Source organism: Oceanobacter sp. 3_MG-2023 (assembly GCF_030688925.1).
In the GTDB taxonomy this organism is placed as follows: Bacteria; Pseudomonadota; Gammaproteobacteria; order Pseudomonadales; family Oceanobacteraceae; genus Oceanobacter.
This window is the reverse complement of the sequence record NZ_JAUYVX010000003.1, coordinates 39,793-58,851: the sequence shown is the minus strand read 5'-3', so window position 1 is coordinate 58,851 and position 19,059 is coordinate 39,793. Positions and strand designations below refer to the sequence as shown.

Sequence of the window (19,059 nt, the reverse complement as noted above, 5' to 3'; positions counted from 1 at the left end):
TTCGATGGCCAGGGCGGCGGAGTGAACCGACTTCAGAAGGAAAAATATCCATGCGTGATGCCCAACCCCAAAGTATTTACCTGAAAGACTATTGTCAGCCGGAATACTGGATCAACCAGACGGAACTGACGTTTGAGCTGCAAGAGGATGCCACCGTTGTGACCGCGGTATTGACGTTGGAAGCCAACAACGCCGGCAATCAGTCCGGTGTGCTGGAATTACAGGGTCAACAGCTGGAGCTGCTGCAACTGACGCTGGATGGCACCACGCTGGCGGCGGATGCCTACACTGTGACCGACGATTCATTAACCATCACCGGTCTGGCACAACAGCACCAGCTGAGCATTGTGACGCGTATTGATCCGGCAGCGAATACCGCGCTGGAAGGTCTGTACCGCTCCGGTGGCATGTACTGTACCCAGTGTGAAGCGGAAGGGTTCCGCCGTATTACCTATTATCTGGATCGCCCGGATGTGATGTCGGTGTTCACCACCCATATTATTGCCGACGGCGAGCGTTACCCGGTAATGCTGTCGAACGGCAACTGTATCGCGGACGAAACCCTGGCCGACGGTCGCCGCCAGGTAAGCTGGCTTGACCCACACCGTAAACCGGCCTATCTGTTTGCGCTGGTGGCGGGAGATCTGCTGCACAAGGAAGACCATTTCACCACCATGAGTGGTCGCGATGTCACCCTGAGAATTTTTGTTGAACCACAGAATATCGACAAGACGGAATATGCGCTAGACGCACTCAAGCGTTCCATGCGCTGGGACGAAGAAGTCTATGGTCGTGAGTACGATCTGGATATCTTTATGATTGTGGCCGTGGATGACTTCAATATGGGCGCAATGGAAAACAAGGGCTTAAACGTCTTTAACTCCTCCTGTGTACTGGCCAACCCGGCTACTGCCACCGATGCCGCCTATCAACGTATCGAAGCCATTGTCGCCCATGAATACTTCCACAACTGGTCGGGCAACCGGGTAACCTGCCGCGACTGGTTCCAGCTCAGCCTGAAAGAAGGGTTTACTGTTTTCCGGGATGCCAGCTTCTCGGCGGATATGCACTCAGCCACAGTCAAGCGTATCGAAGATGCCCGTATGGTGCGTACGGTACAGTTTGCTGAAGACGGCGGCCCGATGGCGCATCCGGTACAGCCGGATTCCTTTATTGAAATTGCCAACTTTTATACCGTAACCATCTACGAAAAAGGCGCAGAAGTGGTGGGTATGATCCACAAGATTCTCGGAGCCGATGGTTTCCGCAAAGGGTCGGATCTGTATTTCGAGCGCCATGATGGTCAGGCCGTCACTATCCATGATTTTGTTGCTGCCATGGAAGATGCCAACGGTATTGATCTGACTTTATTCAAGCGTTGGTACAAGCAAGCGGGTACGCCAGTGGTTAGCGCGGAGGTTGACTATCGTGCCGACGAGCAGGCCTTGTACCTGACCTTGCGTCAGCAATGCCCAGACACCCCGGGACAAACCAACAAACAGCCGATGTGGATTCCGGTACAGCTGGGTCTGCTTGATGCCAGGGGGCAGGATTTGCCGGTACAGGTGACCCCCTCGGTGAACGCCGCGGGTATGGAAACCTGGACTGCAGCCAGCCAGGTGCTGCACTTGACCGAAGCCGAGCAAACCTTTGTGTTCTCCGGGCTGGAGAGCCAGCCGGTACTGTCGTTATTCCGTGACTTCTCGGCACCGGTCAAGGTCGAGTTTGAACAAAGTGCGCAAGACTTGTTGTTCCGCCTGCAGCATGACAGTGATGGGTTCAACCGCTGGGACGCCGGTCAGCGTCTGATGCTGGGCTGGATCGACCAGGCCCGTCTGGATGAATTTGAACTGCCGGAGGATGCTCGTCAGGTGATGGCCGAACTGCTGTCTGACGATACTCTTGATCCAGCCATGGTCAGCTACCTGCTGACCTTGCCGTCAGAAGCCTATATTGCTGAGTTCAGCGATCAGGTTGACCCTCATGCGATTCACCTTGGCCGTCAACGGGTGCGTCTGGCGATGGCGATGGCGCTGAACGAACAGTTTGCTGCCTGCTATCAACGTCTGCTCAGTCATGCCGAATATCAGCCAGAACCACAACAAATGGCCGCCCGCACGCTGAAAAACCTGGCGCTGAGTTACTGGAGCGTAGCGTCCGATGCCGGAGTTCGTCAGGCATTGGCGCAGTTTGGCAGTAGCGACAATATGACCGATCAGATGGCGGCGTTGCAGGCCCTGATTTGCAGTGGTGATGACGAGCTGGCACAACAGAGCCTGGAAGCGTTCTACCAGCAATGGCAAAACGATGCGCTGGTGGTGAACCAGTGGTTATCGGTACAAGCTGGTTCTGCCGATCTTGGTACACTCAGTCGTATCCAGCAGTTGCTGGAGCACGAAGCCTTTGACTGGCGTAACCCGAACAAGATTCGCTCTGTGATTGGTGCTTTTGCCAATCAGGCGCTGTGTCACTTCCATGCTCAGGATGGCAGTGGTTATCGCTTGCTGGCGGATGCCGTTATTCGTCTGAATGCCACCAACCCCCAGATTGCCTCACGCTTGCTGACACCATTAACCAAATGGCGACGCTTGGTACCGGCACTGTCGGAACAGATGAAAGAACAGCTGGAACGGGTTGCGGCGCAACCAGACCTGTCCCGTGATGTGTATGAAATCGTGAGCAAAAGCCTGGCCTGACCCGCCAGGCGCTGCGTTGTTGTCTGAGTGATGCTGGAGGATGTCCTGTTTGTGGCGCTGGTGGTTATTAACATGGCCGTTATGGGGGTGGCTGACGCCGGGAGTCCAGGCGCTTGAGGTCAGTTATCCTGCGGATTATCTCGCTGCCGAGCTGGACGATGCCGCATTGGCCATGCGGCTGGAACGTGCCGGCAGCCTGTCGGATCAGTTAACCCCGCTGGGAGCCACTCGAGCCGGTAACGGCACCGATATCCCGGACTGGCGGGGAGGCTTGCGCATGCCACCGCTGGGTTATCAGCGGGCAGGGCAACCTCATATTGACCCTTTTGCCGGAGAATCCGCGTTGTTTCGGATCGCGGCAGGCAACCTGCCAGACTATCGTTCTTTTGTAACTCCGGGCCTGCAGGCTCTGTTGGAACGTTATCCCGACAGTTTTTATCTGCCGGTTTATCCTTCTCGCCGTACCGCGGCTGCACCGGATATGGTGTACGAACAAACCTACCAAAACGTTATTCGGACCGAAACCAGTCGGGATGGCCCCGGGTTTTATTATGCCTGGGGCGGCATTCCGTTCCCGATACCGGACAATGGTGTGCAAGCCATCTGGAACCATGCCGCTCGCTGGCAAGGGGAGCAGCTCCAGGCGCAATGGCGTGAGATACAGGTATCTGGCCAGCACCGGCAAGCTATCCGTTGGCGGGTGCAAGAAAACTACCCGTATTACTGGCAGCGATCGCGTTGTTTCTTGCCTCTGTCACAGTGTGAACCGGACCGGCGTACTGGTCATACCGAACGCAAAAACATGACCTTGTTCCAGCGCCAGTGGAGCGCTATCGGAGCCGGGCTGTTACGGGTCTCGGATCAATTGAAGGTAAAAGAAGGGCGAGAGTATGGCTATCGTCGTCAGCAAGGTGCCTGGCCGGATGGCTGGGACCCGACCCTGCGGGGGACAGAAGACATTGCCTTGTTCAGTGGTTCATCGCAGTCATATCACTGGTTGCTGTTGGGTAAACGCGAGCTGTATATCCCTTACAACAATTACCGTTTTGAAACCCTGGGTGATGACACCTTGCTAGGGCCGGGGCATTTGGCCAGCTCCGCCTTGCGGTTTGAAAAGCATCGTGTCTGGGTGGTGGACGGTACCTTGAAAAAAGGTGCCAGTAACCGTTATCGCAAACGGGTCTATTATATAGATGAAGACAGTTGGCAGATTGCTCTGGCGGATTTTTATGGGGCCGATGGCCAGTTACAACGGGTCGGGCTGGGGCTGCTGAAAAGTTTCTATGAGCTGCCGGGGGTACTGTCGGCGGCGACTGTGATTCATGACCTTTCGAGTGGCCGCTATAGCATCACCGGGTTGGAATCCGGTCAGGACGACGTCCGGCGATTTGATCTGCCGGTTGAGGTAATCAGGGTCGACGCCGATTGACTTGCCATCCGGGTGGGTGAACCCGGCGAACGACCGCATTCGCGACTATTCTTGTTGGCACTAGGGCCGCTACGCCAGGCATCAATCAGCCCGGATTCGGGCTGGTCTGGACTGTTATTGAATGCGCTACTGTATTGGCAAACTCTTCAAGGCATGCGATTATCCAAATATTAGGATATAGAGTTGTTCCTTTTGTTCACATAAAGAGCTGCTTGCCTGTCCCATCAACATCATAATAATAACGGAGTTCTTGATGCGTCTGATCAAGGCATATTGCTTTATGGTCACCCTGTCTCTGGTGACAACGACCGCATTGGCACAATGGGTCGATCCCTTGCAAACCCCCGCGCAAACCAGCGCAAAAGCCCATACTGCCTTACTGCTTGATATCACCCAGGCCGGTGGGCGGCTGGTGGCAGTGGGGGCTTTTGGTCATATCCTGTATTCCGATGATCAGGGAGCGAGCTGGCAACAGGCACAAGTGCCTGTCAGCGTGACTCTGACCGCTGTGAGTTTTGCCGATGCGCGCCATGGCTGGGCTGTCGGCCATGACGGCATTATATTGGCAACCGAGGATGGCGGCCTGAACTGGCGCAAGCAGCTGGATGGTTTTGTTGCCAACGACGCCATGGTTGAAGCCTCTGAGCGTTTGTTAAGTCAGGCGGAAGCAGCGCTGGCCAGCCTTGAAGAGACTGACGAGCGCGACGAAGAGGCACTTGAGGAAGCCGAAATCGTGCTGGAAACCGCCATGTTTGCGGTTGAAGATGCTGAGTACGATGTGTCGATTGGCTCAACCAAGCCGTTACTGGACGTGCTGTTTCTTGATGATAAGCATGGTCTGGCCGTCGGGGCTTACGGGATGGCGTTTGAAACCCATAACGGCGGTGACAGCTGGAGCGAATTTACCTCGCGCTTGCCATTAACAGAACGTTCCCACCTGAACAGCCTGACCCAGGCTGCGTATGGACAATTATTTATTGTTGGCGAAATGGGATTGATCCTGACATCCACGGATAACGGTGACAGCTGGCAAGCACTGGAGTCCCCTTATGATGGCTCACTGTTTGGCATGATCAGCAGCGCTAATCAGCTGACCTTGATGGGGTTACGAGGCCATCTGTTTCAATCAACCGATGCCGGGGCACACTGGCGCGAATTAGCGCTAGATAATGAACAGACCCTGTTTCAGGGCCTGGCTATGGATAACGGTAGCCGGGTACTGGTCGGTAATTCAGGCACCGTGATATTACTGGATAATCAGGCTACTCAAATCATCAACCTGGCAGGCCGCAAGGGGGTTGCCGCATTGGCCGCCGTCGAAGAGGGGTTTGTGCTGGTGGGTGAAGTGGGTATACAGCGTATTAATCGTCGTGGTGAGCTGATCAGCGCTGCCCGAATTGTGGAGGCGCAGTAATCATGACCCAGAAACATCATTATTCGACCGAGCCGGAACACTTTATTCTGTCGCCAGAGACAGAGCCCTTGTTAGAGCGAGTGTTGTTTAACAATCGCTCGCTGGTGTTGATGGTACTGACATTGCTGACGCTGGTGTTTGCCTTTGGCCTGACCCAGATCCGGCTGGACTCCAGCATCGAAAAATACATTCCGCTGCAGCACCCCTATATCCAGAATTATCTGGTGCATAAAGATGATATGAAAAGCGGCATGGCCAATATCAAGATTGCCGTGGCCGCCGTCGAGGGCGATATTTTTGACGATGCCTATCTGCAAACGCTGAGTAAAATCAACGACGATGTCTTTTTTGTGACTGGTGTTGACCGCTCCGGCATGCAGTCGTTGTGGACCCCCAATACCCGCTGGACCGAAGTGACCGAAGAAGGCTTTCAGGGTGGCCCGGTGATTCCCGCCAATTATGACGGCAGTCCGGCCAGTATCGAACAAGTACGCCAGAATATTCTCAAATCAGGGCAAGTGGGCCGTCTGGTCGCCAACGATTTTGTGTCTACGGTGATCGATGTTCCGCTGCTGGAGCGTGACCCGGAAACGGGAGAAAAGCTTGGCTATCAGGCGCTGTCGCACCAGCTCGAAGAGCGGATTCGCGATCACTACCAGTCCGACAGCATTCGCATTTACATCACCGGCACGCCCAAAAAACTGGGTGACTTGCTTGATGGTGCCGTGTCCATTGGCTACTTCTTTCTGGCAGCGATGCTGATGACGACAGTGTTGTTGTATCTGTATTCCCGTTGCCCCAAAGGCACGCTGGTGCCGATTGCCGCTTCGCTGATTGCGGTGGTATGGCAGCTGGGAGCACTGGCGCTGCTGGGGTTCAGTATCGACCTGTATTCGGTGCTGGTGCCGTTTCTGGTGTTCGCCATCGGTATCAGTCACGGCGTGCAGCTGATCAATGGCATTGCCATTCATTCCGGCCAGGGGCTGGACAAGATGTCGTCGGCACGTCAGGCCTTTCGCGGTTTGTATGTGCCGGGCATGTTGGCGCTGCTCAGTGATGCGATGGGTTTTCTGACCTTGCTGTTTATCGATATCGGCGTGATTCAGGAACTGGCCATTGCGGCCTCGGTCGGGGTTGCCATGATCATCGTGACCAACCTGGTACTGGTGCCGATTGTGATGTCGTACATTGGCATCAGTCCCGCCGGTATTGCCCAGGCGCAAAAGGCCGAAAAAGCCAATCCGGTGATCTGGCAATGGCTGGGTCGTTTTACCGATAAACGCTACGCCGTTACGGTGCTGTCGCTGGCCGTGGTGCTGGGTGCGTTTGGCGTGTATTACAGCCAGGATCTGGAAATTGGCGACCTGGACAAGGGCGCGCCGGAACTGCGGGCAGACTCGCGCTACAACCTCGATAACGACTTTATGGTAGCCAGCTATTCCACCAGTTCGGACGTGATGGTGGTGATGGCCGAAACCCCGATCGAGATGTGTAACACCTTCAAGGTGATGGATGTGCTCGACCGGTTTATGTGGCGTATGGAAAACGTTCCCGGCGTACAGTCTGCCTTGTCGCTGGTCACGGTCTCCAAGCTGGTGACCAAGGCGATGAATGAAGGCAACCTTAACTGGTACGCCCTGTCGCGCAACCAAACCATTCTGAATACCTCCATCCAGCGGGCACCGGGTGGGCTGCTGAATGCCGACTGCTCCATGGCTCCGGTGATTATCTATCTGAACGACCACAAGGCGGAGACGTTACAAACCGTGGTGGATGCGGTGGAAGCCTTCAAGTCAGAATACGACGATCAAGTGGACGAGATGTACTTCGGCATGCGGGCCGACGCCATCCAGGATGCCATTGCCGAAGGCAAGATAGATGCAGTGCCTATGCGCCTGCAGCTGGCCTCCGGTAATGCCGGGATCGAAGCCGCCACCAATCAGGTGATCGCCGATGCGCAAGATACCATGCTGATTTTTGTGTATGTGGTGGTGTTTAGTTTGTGTCTGCTGACATTCCGCTCGTTGACTGCGGTCGCCTGTATCCTGCTGCCATTGGCGCTGACTTCGATACTGGGGCAAGCATTGATGACCTGGCTGGGAATTGGCGTCAAGGTCGCCACGTTGCCGGTGATTGCTCTGGGAGTAGGGATTGGCGTTGACTATGGCATCTATATTTACAACCGACTGGAGGCGCTGCTGATTTCTGGCCTGTCGCTGAAGGATGCCTATCTGGAAACCCTGCGTTCTACCGGCAAGGCGGTCAGCTTTACCGGCGTGACGCTGGCGATCGGTGTGGCTACCTGGATGCTGTCGCCGATCAAATTCCAGGCTGATATGGGCATCCTGCTGACCTTTATGTTCCTCTGGAACATGCTCGGTGCTCTGGTATTGCTACCTGCACTGGCCAGCATGTTACTGAACCCGGAAAAAATCCGGGAGCGGCATCAGCGCGTTCACCAAAGCGTACCACCTGCGGTGTAGGGTGCCCGTTATGTCTGCCTGACCTCACTCGGGTCGCCCGCCAGGGCGATCCGTGGCCACCTGCTCCGGTGCGGCAATTCATGTCGTACTGGTGTGAGGTCTGATCTTCTGATCTTCTGGCCTTATTGTTCTGGGAATCTTCTTTCCTGATAATCTGACGCTCTGGTACTTATCACCGTTTTAAGACTGACAGGAGAATGTTTATGTCGGAACAGAGCAAGGCGAATGGTCTCAAGGTACGGACCGAAGTTATGGGGGCAGATTTTGTCCAGCGGGCGCAGCAAAATACCACAGCGCTGACGGAGCCTTTGCAGGATTGGATTAACGAACATGCCTGGGGGTCAACCTGGCAGCGTGATGGTTTGCCGCGTAATGTACGTTCGCTGGTTACGATTGCCATGCTCACGGCGTTAAAGTCGCCGGCTGAGTTAAAAGGCCATATTCGTGGGGCGTTGAATAACGGCTGTACGCCGCAGGAAATTCGTGAAGTGTTGCTGCACAGCTTGCCATATTGCGGAGCGCCAGCGACTCAGGAAGCCTTCAGGGCGGCGGCAGAGGTATTGGACCTGTCGGCCTTTGAAAACGACTGACACGTCTGTCAGCGGCCACTGGCCACTATATGAGAGCCAGGCAGCGGATGATGGCTGTGTTGACTGGTTGGGCGTGAGTGGGGACACCCTGGGCGCTGCCTGAAAGGGCAGCGCTTACCAATGGCTCAGGGTTTCTTTCCCAGCAGGGTACGAAACTCTTGCACCACGACAGGCCAGAAAGCGCGCAGGCTGTCGTATTCGTGATCCACTGCTTGCAGATACTCATCAAGATGATCAACGGCTTCGTGCTGTTCTGCCAATTCCACTGCAGCAAGGCGGGTTTTTAGCTCCGCCAGACGCAGTTCCATTTTTTCAATTTTACGCTGTAATTCTTGTTTGTTTTCGCTCATAGCCAACTCTTTTAAATGCCGATTAAATACCCAGTAACTGGCAGCCACCAATCAGCACCAGAGGTGTTACAAAAAATATTCCCAAAATATAGACACCAACATAGATTTTGTTGGCAGAGGCAGCAATGGACAAGTGTTCCGCAGCCCACAATGGAATGTTACGCAATAAGGGAATACCGTAAATCAGTATAACAGCGGAAACATTATAAAGCAGATGAACCAAGGCAATTTGCAGCGCAAAAATAGCATTGACTCCAGTAATAGCGGTTGCTGCCAGCAGAGCAGTAATACAGGTACCAATATTGGCACCGAGAGTAAACGGGTAGATTTGGCGCAGGCTGAAAACACCACTGCCGGCCAGCGGCACAATCAGGCTGGTGGTGGTTGAGCTGGATTGCACCAGAATGGTCATCAGGGTGCCGGAAGCAATACCGGATACCGGGCCACGACCAACAGCAGAGTGTAAAATCGCCTTGGCCTTACCAACCAGCAAGGAGCGCAACAGTTTGCCAATCAGGGTGATCACCACAAAAATGGTCGCAATACCCAGAACCACCATCAGGATGCCAGAGGCGGTATCAGGTGCCAGGGAGGTCAGTTGTTGCTGGATAAAGGTCACCGGAGGTTTGACCAGCGGTTTGACGAAGTTAAAGCCATGCATCGACAGGGAGTCGGCTCCAACCATCAGGGAAGCGAGAAACCCTCCCATCTTTTCCAGTACTCCAAACATGATTTCCAGTGGCAGGAATATCACGACCGACACCAGATTGAAAAAATCGTGCACGGTGGCAGCGGCAAAGGCGCGGCGGAATTCATCACCCTTGCGGACATGACCCAGGCTTACGATGGTGTTGGTGATTGTTGTACCAATATTGGCGCCCATCACCATGGGAATAGCGATGCTGACTGGCAAGCCGCCGGCAACCAGGCCAACGATAATAGACGTGACGGTACTGGATGACTGAATCAAGGCGGTTGCAATGGTACCAACGATCAGGCCGGTCAGCGGGTTGCTGGCAAAATCGAACAGTTCTTTGGCGTGTTCTCCGGCCGCCAGTTTGAAGCCACCTCCAATAATGGAGACAGAAACTAGCAATAAATAAACAAGACCGGCAATTTTAAGCCAGTTCAGCCAGTGGCTGCTCGGAGAGAGCTGGCTGTTGCTCAGCTCAGGTGATGACGCGTTTGCAGTCGTATCGTTCATACAGAGATGGCTCATCCGGTTGGTTTTATGCGGGTACAAACAAATCGAGGATACTCCCCGACAATTATGACATTTTTATGACAGCGTCATCGTTGGACATTAGGCACAATCATAGTGATAGGGTGATCTGGCCCTATTGCAGGTAACGGTTTTTTGCTTTGTGATGTTTTAACCATATGAAATTGTTCTGAAAACTATCCAGGCCAGTGCTTGTTGGATGCTGATCAGGGGTATTCACAGCAGGGTTGATAATTTTCATGAGTGATAGCGAGACTTTTTAATAGAGGCAGGTGTTTTATACTGCGATGTCTGAAACCCCGGAGAGTTCGCATGACTGATGTACATTCTAGTCCCACGAGTAGCCGCTTTAAAGGGACAAGCGACTATATTGCTACCCCACAGCTGCAAATGGCGGTCAACGCCGCGATCACACTGCAAAAACCCTTGCTGCTTAAAGGTGAGCCGGGCACCGGCAAAACCATGCTGGCGGAGCAGTTGGCCGATGCCCTGGGCACCGAACTGATTCAATGGCACATCAAAAGCACTACCCGGGCGCATCAGGGCCTGTATGAATACGATGCGGTGTCGCGGCTACGGGATTCCCAACTGGGTTCCGATCAGGTGCACGACATTCGGAACTACATCGTCAAGGGCAAGCTCTGGGAAGCTTTTGCCGCCGACAAGCCGGTGGTGTTACTGATTGACGAAATCGACAAGGCCGATATCGAATTCCCCAACGACCTGCTGCTGGAACTCGATAAAATGGAATTTTTTGTTTACGAAACCCAGGAAAAAATCGTTGCCAAACACCGGCCGATTATTCTGATTACCAGTAATAACGAAAAAGAACTGCCCGATGCTTTTTTGCGGCGTTGTTTCTTCCACTATATCGACTTCCCTGACCGCGACACCATGCAGCGTATCGTCGATGTGCATTTTGACAACATCAAACAGGAGTTGGTGCAGACGGCACTGGATGTATTCTTCGACCTGCGTCAGGTACCAGGCTTGAAGAAAAAGCCGTCAACCTCTGAAATGATCGACTGGCTCAAACTCCTGCTGGCCGACGACATTGGTCTGGATGCCCTGCAAAACAAACAGGGAACTCAGGCAATCCCACCGCTACACGGCGCGCTGGTGAAAAATGAACAAGACGTACAACTGTTAGAAAAACTCGCCTTTATGAGCCGCCGCCGGAGCTGATTGTGCTGATTGATTTTTTCCAGACCGTTCGTGCCGCCGGTGTTCCGGCTTCGGTGCGGGAATACCTTGATCTGTTGCGGGCGTTGCAGCAAGGGCTGGTGTTTGCCGATGCTGACGAGTTCTATGCACTGGCCCGGCTTTGTCTGGTCAAAGACGAAAAATACTACGATCGTTTTGACCGTGCCTTTGCTGCCTATTTCAGTGGCCTGGAATCCTTCTCTGGAGCACTGGAGGAACTGGACTTGCCCGATGACTGGCTGCGCAAGGAGCTGGAGCGGGTGATGACCGAAGCCCAGAAAGCCGAAGTGCAAGGGCTGGGCAGCCTCGATAAAATCCTTGAGGCCCTGCGGGAGCGACTGGAAAATCAGACCAAACGTCATCAGGGCGGCAGCAAGAACATCGGCACCGGTGGTACCTCGGCCTTTGGTGCATTCGGCTATAACCCTGAAGGCATACGTATCGAGCAGGGCGAAAGCCGCCATCGCAAAGCCGTTAAAGTGTGGGAAGAACGCAACTATCGCAATCTCGACGACAGCATTGAACTCGGCATTCGTAATATCAAAGTGGCTCTGCGTCGTTTACGCCAGTTTGCCCGCCAGGGAGCCGCTGACCAGCTTGACCTCGACGACACTATTCGTTCGACAGCCCAGAATGCGGGTTATCTGGATCTGAAACTGGTGCCCGAACGTCATAACGCCGTCAAGGTGCTGCTCTTTTTTGATGTCGGCGGTTCCATGGATGAACACATTCGTGCGTGCGAAGAACTGTTCTCTGCAGCCCGTGCTGAGTTCAAGCATATGGAGGGGTTCTATTTTCATAATTGCGTGTACGAATCCGTCTGGCGTAACAATAACCGTCGCCATCAGGAACGTATCAGCACCTGGGATGTACTGCATAAATACGGCAGTGATTACAAGGTTATCTTTGTTGGTGATGCCAGCATGGCCCCTTACGAAGTAACCCATGTGGGCGGTAGCGTCGAACACTACAATGACGAAGCCGGTGCGGTCTGGCTGCAACGTATTACTCAGCGGTTTCCCCATGTCGTTTGGCTGAATCCAACGCCACAACGATGGTGGGGGCCTTATGGCTCACTCGGAATGATTCAGCAGCTGATGGAAAATCGAATGTATCCGCTGACGGTTGAAGGTATTACCGCCGCCATCAAAGAGCTGACTTGAGTCCGTTGCCTGGGGCCATTAATGGTATTGTGTCGGCGTTTATTGTCGAGGAGTGATGTGTGACAGGCGTGGGGTAGCCAGGCGTAGACAAACACTGGAAAACAGACAATAAAAAACAAGGACAATAAGCAAAGAAGAAAATCAAGACAGTCCGGATTCGGACAAAGGATGGTGCCCAGGGGGAGACTCGAACTCCCACGAGCATAGCTCACTGCGACCTGAACACAGCGTGTCTACCAATTCCACCACCTGGGCATTTTTATTGACTGGTTATGTCCAGTCCCGGAGTTACTGTTCCGGCCAGTGTTTCCTGCATCTTGCTGCACCGTTATTTTTACAGGGTAACGACAGGGTCATTACTGAAAAATAATGGTGCCCAGGGGGAGACTCGAACTCCCACGAGCATAGCTCACTGCGACCTGAACACAGCGTGTCTACCAATTCCACCACCTGGGCTTGGATTTTACAATCCGCTGACAACTACAATCATTCTGGTACCAGAGGCCGGACTCGAACCGGCACACCCGCTAGGGCGGGGGATTTTGAATCCCCTGCGTCTACCAATTTCGCCACTCTGGCTTAGTAGTTGTCAGTGGCCGCGTATATTACAGTCGAAAATTTTTCTGTCAAATATTATTTTAAGTTATTTCTTAACTTAGCCGGACTTGTTGGGTAACCTTGAGGTCATTATTGCCCGAACGAAAGTGCATTATAGCGTGCAGCGGCGGGCAATCCCTCTTTCTTGCAATCGATAGACATCATGAAAACCAGCGATTTCAGTTTTGAACTCCCGGACGAGCTGATTGCTCGTTATCCGACCGAGCAACGCAGTGGATCCCGTTTGCTGATGCTTGATGGTGTCAGTGGTCAGACCACCGATGCCTGTTTTACCGACCTGTTGGAGCAGGTGGAAGCGGGTGATCTACTGGTCTTTAACAATACCCAGGTGATTCCGGCGCGGCTTTTTGGTGAAAAAAGCTCGGGCGGTAAAGTCGAAGTGCTTGTCGAGCGTCTGCTCGAAGGTACAAACGTGCTGGCCCATGTCCGGGCATCACGCTCCCCCAAACCTGGCCAGACGCTGTTGATTGCCGGGTGCGTTGTGGAGGTAATCGGTCGGGAAGCCAATCTGTTCCATCTGCACTTTGTTACCGACGAGACCTTGTTGGCATTACTGGAACGGGCCGGGCATATTCCGTTACCCCATTATATGGAGCGGGAAGACAATGATTTTGACCGCCAGCGTTACCAGACCGTGTATGCCGAAAAGCCTGGAGCGGTAGCGGCTCCGACGGCCGGGTTACATTTTGATGAGCCAATGCTGGCCGCCTTGCGTGAGAAAGGCGTGCAGTTGGCGTTTGTTACGCTGCATGTCGGGGCGGGTACTTTTCAGCCGGTCAAGGTAGATAATGTACTGGAACACCAGATGCACGCCGAGTACATCGAAGTTGATGAGCATGTCGTGGCAGCGGTGAAGGCGACGCGAGCAGCTGGCAAGCGAGTGATTGCGGTCGGTACGACTTCGGTGCGCAGTCTGGAAAGTGCCAGCCAAAGCGGAGAAATAGCGCCGTTTTATGGCGATAGCCGGATCTTTATCTATCCTGGTTATCAGTTCCGTTCGGTGGATGCAATCGTCACCAATTTTCACTTGCCAGAATCCACACTTATTATGCTGGTATCGGCGTTTGCCGGACAGCAACACACACTCGACGCCTATCGGCATGCCGTGACTGCCGGTTATCGTTTTTACAGCTATGGTGATGCCATGTTTCTGTCGCGACCATTCGTGGCGGCTCAGAATACATCGCAAGCGATCGCTGCTACCCATTTTCCCGCTGATTCTATTGCCCCACAGGAGTCTGAATGACATCCGAGACCCCAGCGCGCCAGTGCGCCATGAGCTTTACCCTGCACGCCTCCGATGAGCACAGTCACGCCCGCCGTGGCACCGTGTCATTTCCTCGGGGGGATATCCAGACTCCAGCGTTTATGCCGGTTGGCACTTATGGCTCGGTCAAGGGGTTGAATCCAGATCAGGTCGAAGACCTCGGTGCCGAAATTATTCTGGGTAATACGTTTCACTTGATGTTGCGTCCCGGCACGGAAGTGATCAAGCAGCATGGTGGTCTGCATGGTTTTATGGGCTGGAAAAAACCGATCCTGACGGACTCAGGCGGTTTTCAGGTGTTCAGCCTCGGCGATATGCGCAAAATCACGGAAGAAGGTGTGACCTTCCAGTCGCCGGTGAATGGCGATCGCGTCTTGATGACACCGGAAAGCTCGATGGCAGTGCAGCGTGATCTTGGCTCCGACATTGTGATGATTTTTGACGAATGCACGCCGTACCCTGCCACGGAACAGGAAGCAGCGGATTCCATGCGGTTGTCATTACGTTGGGCAAAACGCTCCAAGGCAGCCCATGGTGATAATCCGTCGGCCCTGTTTGGCATTATTCAGGGTGGCATGTACGAATCGTTGCGGGATGAATCCTTGCAAGGCTTGCTCGACATTGATTTCGACGGTTATGCCATTGGTGGCCTGAGTGTCGGGGAACCCAAACCCGATATGATGCGGGTGCTGGCCCATATTGCCCCCAAAATGCCACAGGACAAACCACGCTATTTGATGGGCGTTGGCAAGCCGGAAGACCTGGTCGAAGGGGTGCGTCGTGGTGTGGATATGTTTGATTGCGTGATGCCAACCCGTAATGCCCGTAATGGTCATCTGTTTGCGTCGTTTGGTGTGGTGAAATTGCGGAACGCTGCCAATCGTAATGATACCGGTCCGATTGATCCGGAATGCCAGTGCTACACCTGTCGGAATTATAGCCGCGCTTATCTGTATCACCTTGATAAATGTAGGGAAATACAAGGGGCTACGTTAAACAGTATTCATAATCTTCATTATTACCAGACATTGATGGACGGTTTGCGCCGCTCCCTCGAAGAAGGTACATTTGCGGCCTTTGTTGATGATTTCTACGCCAAACGTGGTGGCACAACGCCAGCGCTGGAAAAATAATCCTGGTGGTCAGACTTGTGGTGTACGGCTTTTAGCCCCATATCGCAAACTGGCTGACCGGTTTGGATACTGGCGGGTATCTTCATGCGCAGGCTCAGGATTTGTCAGCCCGGAATTGCGCACATCATAAAAATCATGTCGCTTTACCCTGTTGGGAGCGTCGGTTGTTTTTGGAGAATGTATTTCATGAAAGCTTTGTTTGCTGTGATGGCGTTGACCTTTTCCGGGTTTGCGATGGCAGAAGGTGCGGAAGCACCAATGGGTATTACTGGTCAGCTGGTGTTCCTGGGTGGTTTCCTGCTGATTTTCTACTTCTTGCTATGGCGTCCACAAAGCAAGCGTCAGAAAGAACACAAAAACCTGATTACCAACCTGACCAAGGGCGATGAAGTGGTTATGGCTGGTGGCATGCTGGGTAAAGTAACCAAGGTCACAGAAGATTTTGTGGTCATGGAAGTGGCGAACGGCATTGAATTGCCGGTACAAAAAGTAGCCGTCACCATGGTGCTGCCAAAAGGCACGATCAAAGACGTTTTGGGCTGATCTTTCCTGATGCTGTCAGTGGTGGTGTTACAACTGCTGGCACATCCGAATCGAGTTTTCATAAGGGCAGATTATGCTCAATAAGTATCCCCTCTGGAAAAACTTGCTGATACTGGTGGTATTGGCGCTTGCGGCGGTTTATGCCGCACCTAACCTGTATCCGCCGGACCCGGCTGTACAGGTCACACCTACCCGTGCCGGTGCCGAAATGTCCGCCAGCCTGATGTCCCGAGTCCGTACTATCCTGGCAGACAACAGTGTTGATGTACTGGGCGATGAAGTGAATGGCAGCAGTGCGTTGTTCCGGATTGGCAGTTCGGGTCAGCAGTTGGCTGCCAAGGACCTGGTACAACGGGAACTGGGTGATGACTATATCGTGGCGCTGAACCTGGCTCCGACAACCCCTGACTGGTTGCTGTCGCTGGGGGCTGGCCCGATGACACTGGGGCTGGATCTGAGTGGCGGTGTGCATTTCCTGATGGAAGTGGACATGGATGACTACCTGGCGAGCCGTGTAAAAAATTATCGTGAAGAATTACGCACCCGTTTGCGCGAAGAGGGGATCAAGTATCGCCGGGTGCTGGTGAATGGCGACAAGCTGGTACTGCAGTTTGTGGATGTCGCTGTTCGGGATGAGGCAAACAGCTTTCTGATTCGTGAGTACCCGGAATTCTGGCGCGAAGAAATCAAAGTTGCTGATCAGTATGGTCTGGAACTGACCATCAGCGAACAGAAAATCAAGGAAATGGAAGATTACGCCCTCAAGCAAAACCTGACCACATTACGTAATCGGGTGAATGAGCTGGGGGTTGCCGAGCCACTGGTACAACGTCAGGGTCGTAACCGTATTGTGGTGGAGTTGCCGGGTGTTCAGGATACTGCCGAAGCGAAGAAAATTCTTGGCAAGGCTGCCAACCTGGAGTTCCGTCTTGAAGCCGATCCGGGTGCCAACCGGTTTACAACAGAAGAATATTTGTTCCGCACGGATCAGTTCCGTACTGCGCGTTTGGAAAAGACCGTGATTGCCACGGGTGATCATGTGACCAATGCACAGTCATCCTTTGATGAAAACGGCTTCCCGCAAGTGAATATCGACCTGGACTCCAAGGGTGGCGCGATCATGACCCAGGTGACTCGCAAGTCGATCAAGCGCCGTATGGCCGTGCTGTTTGTTGAGCGCAAGCCACAAACCAGTTATGAAATGGTCGATGGTGTCGAAATGACAAAAACCATCCAGGTGGTCGAGAAATCAATTATTTCTCTGGCAACCATTCAGAGCACGCTGGGTTCCAGTTTCCGGATTACCGGCCTGGAGTCTGCCGAAGCTTCTGAACTGGCCTTGCTGTTACGGGCAGGGGCACTGGCGGCACCGATGTACTTCGTTGAAGAACGCACGGTTGGCCCAAGCCTGGGTAAAGAAAATATCGAGATGGGTGTTAACTCGGTCATTCTTGGCCTGGCTATGGTGCTGGTACTGATGGTGGTGTACTACCGGGCGTTTGGCATGATTGCCAATGTGGCGCTGATGGCAAACGTAGTCGTATTGATTGCCATGATGAGCATTGTCGGTGCGACGCTGACCTTGCCGGGGATTGCCGGTATCGTCTTGACGGTGGGTATGGCGGTGGATGCCAATGTGCTGATTTTCTCTCGTATTCGTGAAGAATTACGGGCTGGACGATCACCGCAGCAAGCCATTCATGAAGGCTATAACCGGGCTTTTGTAACAATTCTTGATGCCAACCTGACCACGCTGATTGTGGCGGTCATTCTGTTTGCCGCAGGTACCGGGCCGGTGAAAGGTTTTGCCGTAACCCTGTCGTTCGGGATCATCACTTCCATGTTTACCGCTATCATGCTGACGCGGGCACTGGCCAACGCTATTTATGGTGGCCGCCGTCTTGAGTCCCTGTCTATCGGAGGTAAGGTCTGATGAAAAAATCCTTCGATTTTATGCGCTTGCGTATGGGAGCCATGGTGCTGTCCGGCTTGTTGCTGGTGGTATCGATTGGTTCATTGTCAGTACAGGGCTTGAACTTTGGCCTGGATTTTACCGGCGGTACCTTGCTGGAAGTCCAGTATGCAACGCCTCAGCCGCTGGATGATATTTCCGCGGCACTGGATGAGGCCGGCTACAGTGGTGTGACGGTGCAGAACTTTGGTTCTGAGACCGACATTCTGGTGCGGATGTCAGAAGCCTTCCGGGACAATCTCGGTAACGAGGTGCTGGATATACTGCAGGCTTCCGCAGAGGGTAATTCCCTGACCCTGAAGCGCAGTGAGTTTGTGGGGGCTAATGTCGGTGAAGAATTGCGCGATCAGGGCGGGCTGGCATTACTGCTGGCTCTGACGGTTGTAATGATTTACGTTGCGGCCCGCTTTCAGTTCAAATTCTCGGTGGGGGCAGTATTTGCCCTGTTCCATGATGTGATGATCATTCTGGGGCTGTTCTCGCTGTTCCAGTGGGAGTTTGACCTGACGGTACTGGCAGCAGTGCTGGCGGTGATTGGTTATTCCTTGAACGATACCATTGTGGTGGCTGACCGGATTCGGGAAAATTTCCGCATTCTGCGCCGCAGTGATGCTCTGGGTATCATGAACGAATCCCTGAACCAGACGCTGGACCGGACGCTGATGACATCGATCACGACGGCATTGGTACTGCTGGCGTTGCTGGTAGTCGGGGGCGAGCTGATTCATAACTTTGCCCTGGCACTGATGATCGGTGTGTTGGTGGGTACTTATTCGTCGATCTATGTCGCGGTGAATATTCTGGTGTTGATGAAACTCAGCCGTGAAGATCTGATTCCACCGGAAACAGAAGAAGAGGTCGACGACCGTCCTTGATCGGGGTCTGATCTGCTAAATGCCGCGGTTTCTTATGGAGGCCGCGGCATTCTTGTTTTATGACTATGGCGTTTGCTTGTAACGGAGCAGGACGCAGTGAT

General features: G+C 53.5%; 14 protein-coding genes and 3 tRNA genes. 12 read left to right on the top strand and 5 right to left on the bottom strand.

Features of this window, described 5'->3' with window-relative positions:
- The first annotated feature begins 50 nt into the window (after positions 1 to 50).
- From pepN to Q8W32_RS03635, 5 genes are all read left to right on the top strand, one after another.
- Positions 51 to 2,696, top strand: coding sequence for an aminopeptidase N (pepN, locus tag Q8W32_RS03655; RefSeq protein ID WP_305413746.1), 2,646 nt, complete (start codon positions 51 to 53; stop codon positions 2,694 to 2,696).
- A 49-nt stretch (positions 2,697 to 2,745) separates the two neighbouring features.
- A complete protein-coding gene (locus tag Q8W32_RS03650; RefSeq protein WP_305413745.1) occupies positions 2,746 to 4,125 on the top strand; it encodes a DUF1329 domain-containing protein in 1,380 nt (459 codons plus the stop codon).
- Between the two features lie 253 nt (positions 4,126 to 4,378).
- Positions 4,379 to 5,539 (top strand): YCF48-related protein, encoded by a 1,161-nt coding sequence (locus Q8W32_RS03645; protein WP_305413744.1) that lies wholly within the window; start codon positions 4,379 to 4,381, stop codon positions 5,537 to 5,539.
- A gap of 2 nt (positions 5,540 to 5,541) precedes the next feature.
- A complete protein-coding gene (locus tag Q8W32_RS03640; protein ID WP_305413742.1) occupies positions 5,542 to 8,022 on the top strand; it encodes an RND family transporter in 2,481 nt (826 codons plus the stop codon).
- A 203-nt stretch (positions 8,023 to 8,225) separates the two neighbouring features.
- Complete coding sequence (locus tag Q8W32_RS03635) at positions 8,226 to 8,612, top strand: carboxymuconolactone decarboxylase family protein (protein ID WP_303434643.1); 387 nt, start codon at positions 8,226 to 8,228, stop codon at positions 8,610 to 8,612.
- Between the two features lie 125 nt (positions 8,613 to 8,737).
- Here the strand turns inward: Q8W32_RS03635 and Q8W32_RS03630 are convergent, their stop codons facing one another.
- Together Q8W32_RS03630 and Q8W32_RS03625 are read right to left on the bottom strand one after the other, a co-directional pair.
- Positions 8,738 to 8,962 carry a hypothetical protein gene (locus Q8W32_RS03630; protein ID WP_303434642.1) on the bottom strand — a complete coding sequence of 75 codons (225 nt, stop codon included), beginning with the start codon at positions 8,960 to 8,962 and terminating at the stop codon, positions 8,738 to 8,740.
- Positions 8,963 to 8,984: 22 nt separating this feature from the next.
- Positions 8,985 to 10,166, bottom strand: coding sequence for a Na/Pi symporter (locus Q8W32_RS03625; protein ID WP_303434641.1), 1,182 nt, complete (start codon positions 10,164 to 10,166; stop codon positions 8,985 to 8,987).
- 330 nt (positions 10,167 to 10,496) lie between these two features.
- Here Q8W32_RS03625 and Q8W32_RS03620 point away from each other — a divergent pair, with 330 nt between their 5' ends.
- The gene (locus Q8W32_RS03620) at positions 10,497 to 11,369 is read left to right on the top strand and encodes a MoxR family ATPase (RefSeq protein ID WP_303434640.1); all 873 of its coding nucleotides are present in this window, start codon (positions 10,497 to 10,499) and stop codon (positions 11,367 to 11,369) included.
- 2 nt (positions 11,370 to 11,371) lie between these two features.
- Positions 11,372 to 12,550: a VWA domain-containing protein gene (locus tag Q8W32_RS03615; RefSeq protein WP_305413738.1), complete on the top strand. Its 1,179-nt coding sequence runs from the start codon at positions 11,372 to 11,374 to the stop codon at positions 12,548 to 12,550.
- A gap of 169 nt (positions 12,551 to 12,719) precedes the next feature.
- Here the strand turns inward: Q8W32_RS03615 and Q8W32_RS03610 are convergent.
- From Q8W32_RS03610 to Q8W32_RS03600, 3 genes are all read right to left on the bottom strand, one after another.
- Positions 12,720 to 12,805 (bottom strand) — tRNA-Leu (locus Q8W32_RS03610).
- Between the two features lie 115 nt (positions 12,806 to 12,920).
- Positions 12,921 to 13,006: transfer RNA gene (locus tag Q8W32_RS03605), tRNA-Leu, on the bottom strand.
- Positions 13,007 to 13,042: 36 nt separating this feature from the next.
- Positions 13,043 to 13,129 (bottom strand) — tRNA-Leu (locus Q8W32_RS03600).
- A gap of 181 nt (positions 13,130 to 13,310) precedes the next feature.
- On the opposite strand from Q8W32_RS03600, the gene queA reads away from it, so the two are divergent.
- From queA to secF, 5 genes are all read left to right on the top strand, one after another.
- Positions 13,311 to 14,414 (top strand): tRNA preQ1(34) S-adenosylmethionine ribosyltransferase-isomerase QueA, encoded by a 1,104-nt coding sequence (queA, locus tag Q8W32_RS03595; protein WP_303434635.1) that lies wholly within the window; start codon positions 13,311 to 13,313, stop codon positions 14,412 to 14,414.
- 29 nt (positions 14,415 to 14,443) lie between these two features.
- Complete coding sequence (tgt, locus tag Q8W32_RS03590) at positions 14,444 to 15,568, top strand: tRNA guanosine(34) transglycosylase Tgt (protein WP_305413897.1); 1,125 nt, start codon at positions 14,444 to 14,446, stop codon at positions 15,566 to 15,568.
- A 186-nt stretch (positions 15,569 to 15,754) separates the two neighbouring features.
- Complete coding sequence (gene yajC, locus Q8W32_RS03585) at positions 15,755 to 16,111, top strand: preprotein translocase subunit YajC (protein ID WP_303434634.1); 357 nt, start codon at positions 15,755 to 15,757, stop codon at positions 16,109 to 16,111.
- A gap of 73 nt (positions 16,112 to 16,184) precedes the next feature.
- Entirely contained in the window at positions 16,185 to 18,044 is a 1,860-nt protein-coding gene (secD, locus tag Q8W32_RS03580; protein ID WP_303434633.1) for a protein translocase subunit SecD, read from the top strand.
- Positions 18,044 to 18,958, top strand: coding sequence for a protein translocase subunit SecF (gene secF / locus Q8W32_RS03575; RefSeq protein ID WP_305413735.1), 915 nt, complete (start codon positions 18,044 to 18,046; stop codon positions 18,956 to 18,958). Before secD ends, secF begins: the two co-directional genes overlap by 1 nt.
- The last annotated feature ends 101 nt before the right edge of the window (positions 18,959 to 19,059 follow it).

What these genes read in the sequence shown, in the direction of transcription:
- Q8W32_RS03630 (WP_303434642.1), bottom strand. Translation starts at nt 8,962, where the DNA reads ATGAGCGAAAACAAACAAGAATTACAGCGTAAAATTGAAAAAATGGAA.
- tgt (WP_305413897.1), top strand. Translation starts at nt 14,444, where the DNA reads ATGAGCTTTACCCTGCACGCCTCCGATGAGCACAGTCACGCCCGCCGT.
- Q8W32_RS03635 (WP_303434643.1), top strand. Translation starts at nt 8,226, where the DNA reads ATGTCGGAACAGAGCAAGGCGAATGGTCTCAAGGTACGGACCGAAGTT.
- Q8W32_RS03625 (WP_303434641.1), bottom strand. Translation starts at nt 10,166, where the DNA reads ATGAACGATACGACTGCAAACGCGTCATCACCTGAGCTGAGCAACAGC.
- pepN (WP_305413746.1), top strand. Translation starts at nt 51, where the DNA reads ATGCGTGATGCCCAACCCCAAAGTATTTACCTGAAAGACTATTGTCAG.
- queA (WP_303434635.1), top strand. Translation starts at nt 13,311, where the DNA reads ATGAAAACCAGCGATTTCAGTTTTGAACTCCCGGACGAGCTGATTGCT.
- Q8W32_RS03620 (WP_303434640.1), top strand. Translation starts at nt 10,497, where the DNA reads ATGACTGATGTACATTCTAGTCCCACGAGTAGCCGCTTTAAAGGGACA.
- Q8W32_RS03640 (WP_305413742.1), top strand. Translation starts at nt 5,542, where the DNA reads ATGACCCAGAAACATCATTATTCGACCGAGCCGGAACACTTTATTCTG.
- Q8W32_RS03645 (WP_305413744.1), top strand. Translation starts at nt 4,379, where the DNA reads ATGCGTCTGATCAAGGCATATTGCTTTATGGTCACCCTGTCTCTGGTG.
- yajC (WP_303434634.1), top strand. Translation starts at nt 15,755, where the DNA reads ATGAAAGCTTTGTTTGCTGTGATGGCGTTGACCTTTTCCGGGTTTGCG.
- secD (WP_303434633.1), top strand. Translation starts at nt 16,185, where the DNA reads ATGCTCAATAAGTATCCCCTCTGGAAAAACTTGCTGATACTGGTGGTA.
- secF (WP_305413735.1), top strand. Translation starts at nt 18,044, where the DNA reads ATGAAAAAATCCTTCGATTTTATGCGCTTGCGTATGGGAGCCATGGTG.